Source organism: Cellulomonas citrea (assembly GCF_009829685.1).
GTDB lineage: Bacteria > Actinomycetota > Actinomycetes > Actinomycetales > Cellulomonadaceae > Cellulomonas > Cellulomonas citrea.
Genome location: NZ_VWSD01000187.1, coordinates 1 through 4,817, shown reverse-complemented (window position 1 = coordinate 4,817; position 4,817 = coordinate 1). Strand labels below are relative to the sequence as shown.

At 75.6% G+C, this 4,817-nt stretch carries 5 protein-coding genes; 4 read left to right on the top strand and 1 reads right to left on the bottom strand.

Annotated elements, in window-relative coordinates; genetic code table 11:
• The first annotated feature begins 303 nt into the window (after nt 1-303).
• Genes F2B26_RS14530 through cofD form a run of 4 tightly spaced genes read left to right on the top strand, consistent with a single transcriptional unit; the run spans nt 304 to nt 4,136 of the window.
• A complete protein-coding gene (locus F2B26_RS14530; RefSeq protein WP_159810577.1) occupies nt 304-1,299 on the top strand; it encodes a putative F420-0 ABC transporter substrate-binding protein in 996 nt (331 codons plus the stop codon).
• Between the two features lie 46 nt (nt 1,300-1,345).
• Nucleotides 1,346-2,416 (top strand): putative F420-0 ABC transporter permease subunit, encoded by a 1,071-nt coding sequence (locus tag F2B26_RS14525; RefSeq protein WP_159810575.1) that lies wholly within the window; start codon nt 1,346-1,348, stop codon nt 2,414-2,416.
• Nucleotides 2,407-3,180, top strand: a complete 774-nt coding sequence (locus F2B26_RS14520; protein WP_159810573.1) for a putative F420-0 ABC transporter ATP-binding protein — start codon at nt 2,407-2,409, stop codon at nt 3,178-3,180. Before F2B26_RS14525 ends, F2B26_RS14520 begins: the two co-directional genes overlap by 10 nt.
• A complete protein-coding gene (cofD, locus tag F2B26_RS14515) occupies nt 3,177-4,136 on the top strand; it encodes a 2-phospho-L-lactate transferase (RefSeq protein ID WP_159810571.1) in 960 nt (319 codons plus the stop codon). Before F2B26_RS14520 ends, cofD begins: the two co-directional genes overlap by 4 nt.
• A 55-nt stretch (nt 4,137-4,191) precedes the next feature.
• On the opposite strand, the gene F2B26_RS14510 is transcribed toward cofD, so the two are convergent.
• The coding region (locus F2B26_RS14510; protein WP_201292760.1) for a YibE/F family protein at nt 4,192-4,817 on the bottom strand (626 nt) is incomplete at its 5' end.

Here is a 4,817-nt window from a genome sequence, read left to right as displayed (position 1 = left end):
CCGGCGCGACGTTCCGGTCCGGCGGTCCGGCGCCGGACGGGTTGCGCGGGCCGCACGTGCGGGTCACCGCCGGGATGGTGCGCGGCGAGTTCGACCAGGTCGGTGCCGTGCTGGCCGAGGGCGCCCTGGCCCGGTGAGGTCCGGGCCGGCCTGCCCGCCGGCGACGACCTGACCTAGGCTGTGCACGGAACCCGGCCGGACATGGCCGGGTGGTGCCGGCTCCCTCTGGTCGGACCTCCCCGGTGCGGCGTGCGCCACTCCCCCTCGTCCTCTCCCTGTTCGGACCTTGTTCGGAGCCGCCGCATGTCGTCCCGCGCCACCACCGTCCGCCTCCTGGTCGCGACGCTCCCGCTCGCTTTGCTCACCGGCTGCGCGGGCAGCACGTCGGCGGCGGCCCCGTCCGTCAGCGCGAGCCCCAGCGCCACGTTCGCACCGGTGAGCCTCGACAACTGCGGGACGCCGATCACCGTGACCGCACCGCCGCGGCGCGTGGTCACCATCAAGTCCTCGACCACCGAGATGCTGCTCGCCCTCGGGCTCGGCGACCGGATGGTCGGCCGGGCGTTCCCGGACGGCCCGTTCCCGGACGCCCTTGCCACGGCGGGTGCGGCCGTCCCGCTGATCTCGGACAAGGTCCCCGGCTCCGAGGCGCTGCTCGCCGTCCAGCCGGACTTCGTCTACGCCGGGTGGGAGTCGAACTTCTCCGCCGACGGCGTGGGCGACCGGGCCACGCTCGCCACGCTCGGCATCGGCACGTACGTGTCCCCGGCGGCGTGCAAGGAGGCCGGCTCGAAGCCCGACCCGCTCACCTTCGACACCGTGTTCGCCGAGATCCGCGAGGTCGGCGCGATCTTCGGGGTGCCGGAGGCCGCCGCGCACGAGGTCGCGGCCGAGCAGGCCACGCTCGCCTCGGTGACCAAGGCGCCGAAGAGGACGACCGCCCTGTGGTACTCCTCCGGGTCCGACAGCCCGTACGTCGGGGCCGGGATCGGCGCGCCGCAGATGATCATGGACGCCGCCGGGCTGACCAACGTGTTCGCCTCCGTGCACGACACCTGGACCTCGGTCGGCTGGGAGGACGTGGTGGCCGCGGACCCTGACGTCATCGTGCTGGTGGACGCCTCGTGGAACACCGCGGCGCACAAGATCGCCACGCTCGAGGCCAACCCCGCGACCGCCCAGCTCACCGCCGTCAAGGAGCACCGCTACCTCACAGTGCCGTTCGCGGCCACGGAGGCCGGGGTGCGCAACGCCGAGGCCGCGGCGAGCCTGAGCAGCCAGCTCACGGCGCTCGGATGACGGCCGGCGTGACGGCCGGGACGGGAACCGGGAGGACGGCACGACGATGACGACGACGGAGGCACGTCCGCACGCGCAGACCGCCCCGGTGGTGCGCGGCGGTGGCCGGCGCGTGCCGCTATGGCTGCTCGTCGCGGCCGGTGCCGTCGTGCTCCTGGCCAGCGTCGCGGTCGCCGTCACCATCGGCTCCTCCGGGCTCGGGCTCGCCGAGGTCGCCCGGTCGATCGGCTCCCACCTCGGGCTACCGGTCGACGCACCGCCCCGGCTGCACGACGCGATCGTGTGGCAGCTGCGCCTGCCCCGGGTGCTCACGGCCGCCGCGGTCGGCGGTGGGCTCGCGCTGTGCGGTGCCGTCATGCAGTCCCTCACCCGCAACCCGCTGGCCGACCCCTACCTGCTCGGGCTGTCCTCCGGGGCCTCGCTCGGTGCGGTGGCCGTGCTCGTCGTCGGTGTCGGCCTGCTGCTGCCGGTGGCGGCGTTCGCCGGTGCACTGGCCGCGCTGGTCGCGACCCTCGCGCTGGCGCGCACCGGCGGCTCGCTCAGCCCGGGGCGCACCGTTCTCGCCGGGCTCGCGATCTCCCAGCTCGCCGCCGCCGGGACGTCGTTCGTCATCTTCTGGAGCTCGACCGGGGACTCCTACCGGGAGATCCTCGCCTGGCTCATGGGGTCCCTCGGCGGCACCACGTGGACCTCGGTCGCGATCGCGGGCACCGCACTGCTCGTCCTCGGCGCCGTGCTCGTGGCCAGTGCCGGGCGGCTGGACGCCTTCACCTTCGGCGACACCGCGGCCGCCTCGCTCGGGGTCGACGTGAACCGCACCCGGTGGACCCTGCTCACGCTCGTCGCCCTGCTGGTCGGCGCCCTCGTGGCGGTCTCCGGCGCGATCGGTTTCGTCGGGCTCGTGCTGCCGCACGCCGTGCGCTCGGTCACGGGTCCGGGGCACCGGCGGCTGCTGCCGGTCGTGACGCTGGCCGGGGCCACCCTGCTCGTGTGGGCGGACACCGCGGCCCGCACGCTGTTCGCCCCGCGTGAGCTGCCGGTCGGCATCGTCACGGCCCTGCTCGGCGTCCCGGTGTTCGTCGCGCTGCTGCGCCGCCGGGGGTCGTCGTGGACGTGAGGGTCGAGCAGGTCGGCGCCCGGCTCGGCGGCCGCTGGGTGGTCGACGGGGTGGACGTCGTCATCCCGCCCGGGACGCTCACCGGGGTGCTCGGGCCCAACGGCGCCGGCAAGACGACCCTGCTGCGCCTGGTCGCGGGGCTGCTTCCCCCGGGCCGAGGCGCCGTGCTGCTGGACGACGCACCCGTGCACACGCTGCCCCGCCGGGACCGCGCCCGCCGGGTCGCGCTGCTCGAGCAGGAGTCCTCGGCCACCGTGCCGCTCACCGTGCGCGAGGTGGTGACGCTGGGGCGCACCCCCTACCGGTCGGTGTGGGGCGCGGACCCCGACCCGGCGGCCGTCGACCGCGCCCTGGCCGCGGCGGATGCGGCATCGCTGGCGGACCGGGCGTTCGCGACGCTCTCCGGCGGCGAGCGCCAGCGGGTGCACATCGCCCGGGCCCTGGCCCAGGAGCCCGAGCTGCTGCTGCTCGACGAGCCGACCAACCACCTCGACGTCGCGGCCCAGCTCGCTCTGCTCACCTTCGTCGCCACGCTGGGCACCACGACCGTCGCCGCGCTGCACGACCTCAACCTGGCCGCCGCGTTCTGCGAGCACGTGCTCGTGCTGGCCGGCGGCCGGCTGGTCGCCGCCGGGCACCCCGTCGACGTGCTGCGCCCGGCGCTGCTGCACGAGGTCTACGGGGTGCAGGCCGAGGTGCTCGAGCACCCGACGACCGGACGTCCGGTCATCGCGTTCACCCCGTCCTTGGCGGTGCGGCCATGAAGGTCGTCGTGCTGTCCGGCGGGGTGGGCGGCGCCCGGTTCACTCGCGGTCTGCTGGTCCACCTGGGACCCGGGCACGACGTCACCGTGGTCGCGAACACCGGGGACGACCTGTGGCTGCACGGGGTGCGGGTGTGCCCCGACCTCGACACCCTCATGTACACCCTGGGCGGCGGCGTGCACGAGGGCCAGGGGTGGGGTCGGGCGCAGGAGTCGACGCGGGTCTCGACCGACCTGGCGGCCTACGGCCTGGGCTGGGAGTGGTTCACCCTCGGCGACCTCGACCTGGCGACCTGCCTGGCGCGGACCGAGCTGCTGCGCACGGGTCTGCCGCTGTCGGAGGTGACCGCGCGGCTGGCCCGGCGCTGGGACCTCGGCGTGCGGCTGCTGCCGATGACCGACGCCGAGGTCGAGACCCATGTGCGGCTGGCCGACGGGACGCTCGTGCACTTCGAGGAGTGGTGGGTGCGGCACCGGGCCTCGCTGCCCGCGGCCGGGTTCGAGCAGGTCGGCCTGGCCGGGTCGGCCGCCGCCCCCGGGGTGCTCGAGGCGCTGGCCGCGGCCGACGTCGTCGTGCTGCCGCCGTCGAACCCGGTGGTCTCGGTCGGCACGATCGTCGCGGTGCCCGGTGTGCGCGAGGCGCTCACGGCCACGTCGGCGCCGGTGGTGGGCGTCTCGCCGATCATCGGCGGCGCCCCCGTGCGCGGCATGGCGGACGCGTGCCTGTCGGCCATCGGGGTCCAGACCAGCGCCCTGGCCGTGGCCCGGCACTACGGGCTGCGCCGCGACGGCGGGCTGCTGGACGCCTGGCTGGTCGACGACGCCGACGCCGCGTCGGTCGCGCCGCTGCGGGATGCCGGCTGGGCGGCGGACGCCACCGCCACTCTCATGACCGACGTCCCCACGACTGCACGGATCGCCCGGCAGGCGCTCGCGCTCGTCGGGCTCGACACCTGAGGCGTGCCCGGACCGCCGCGCGCACCGCTCGGCGACGTGCGCCGGCCCGGGCGGGTCAGGAGACGGCGACCTGGGGCGTCGGACCGCCCGCCGCAGCCGGACCGGCCGCGCTGTCGGCTCCAGCCGCGCCGTCAGCTCCGGATGGTCCGTCCGCGGGTGCCCCGTCCGACACCTGCACCCGGGCAGGCCCCAGGACCAGCACCGCGAGCGCCGTGGTGAGCGGGATCGCGAGCACCAGCCCGATCGAGCCGACGAGGGTCCGGGCCACCTCCTCGGCGATCTCGCCCGAGCCGAGGGTGCCCAGCAGCGCCTGGTCGGACATCGCGACCAGCAGCACGAGCGGCAACGTGGCCCCGACGTAGGCGAAGACGATCGTGTAGACGGTCGAGGCGATGTGGTCCCGCCCGATCCGCATCCCCTGGGTCCACAGCCGGCGCCGCGGCGCGTGCGGCGCCGAGGCACGTAGCTCCCACACGGCCGAGACCTGCGTGATCGTCACGTCGTTGAGCACGCCGAGGCCCGCGATCACCATCCCGCACAGCAGCACCTGCTGGATCCGCACCTGCGGGGCGTAGGACATGAGGTCGAGCGCGAACTCGTCGGACAGCCCGGTGAGGTGCGCGGCCCCTGACGCCCAGGCGGCGATGGCCGCGGTCGCCACCAGCCCCACGAGCGTGCCGA

Bases quoted from the DNA above. Each gene is read 5' to 3' on its own strand.
- F2B26_RS14530 (WP_159810577.1), top strand. From the start codon at position 304: ATGTCGTCCCGCGCCACCACCGTCCGCCTCCTGGTCGCGACGCTCCCG.
- F2B26_RS14525 (WP_159810575.1), top strand. From the start codon at position 1,346: ATGACGACGACGGAGGCACGTCCGCACGCGCAGACCGCCCCGGTGGTG.
- cofD (WP_159810571.1), top strand. From the start codon at position 3,177: ATGAAGGTCGTCGTGCTGTCCGGCGGGGTGGGCGGCGCCCGGTTCACT.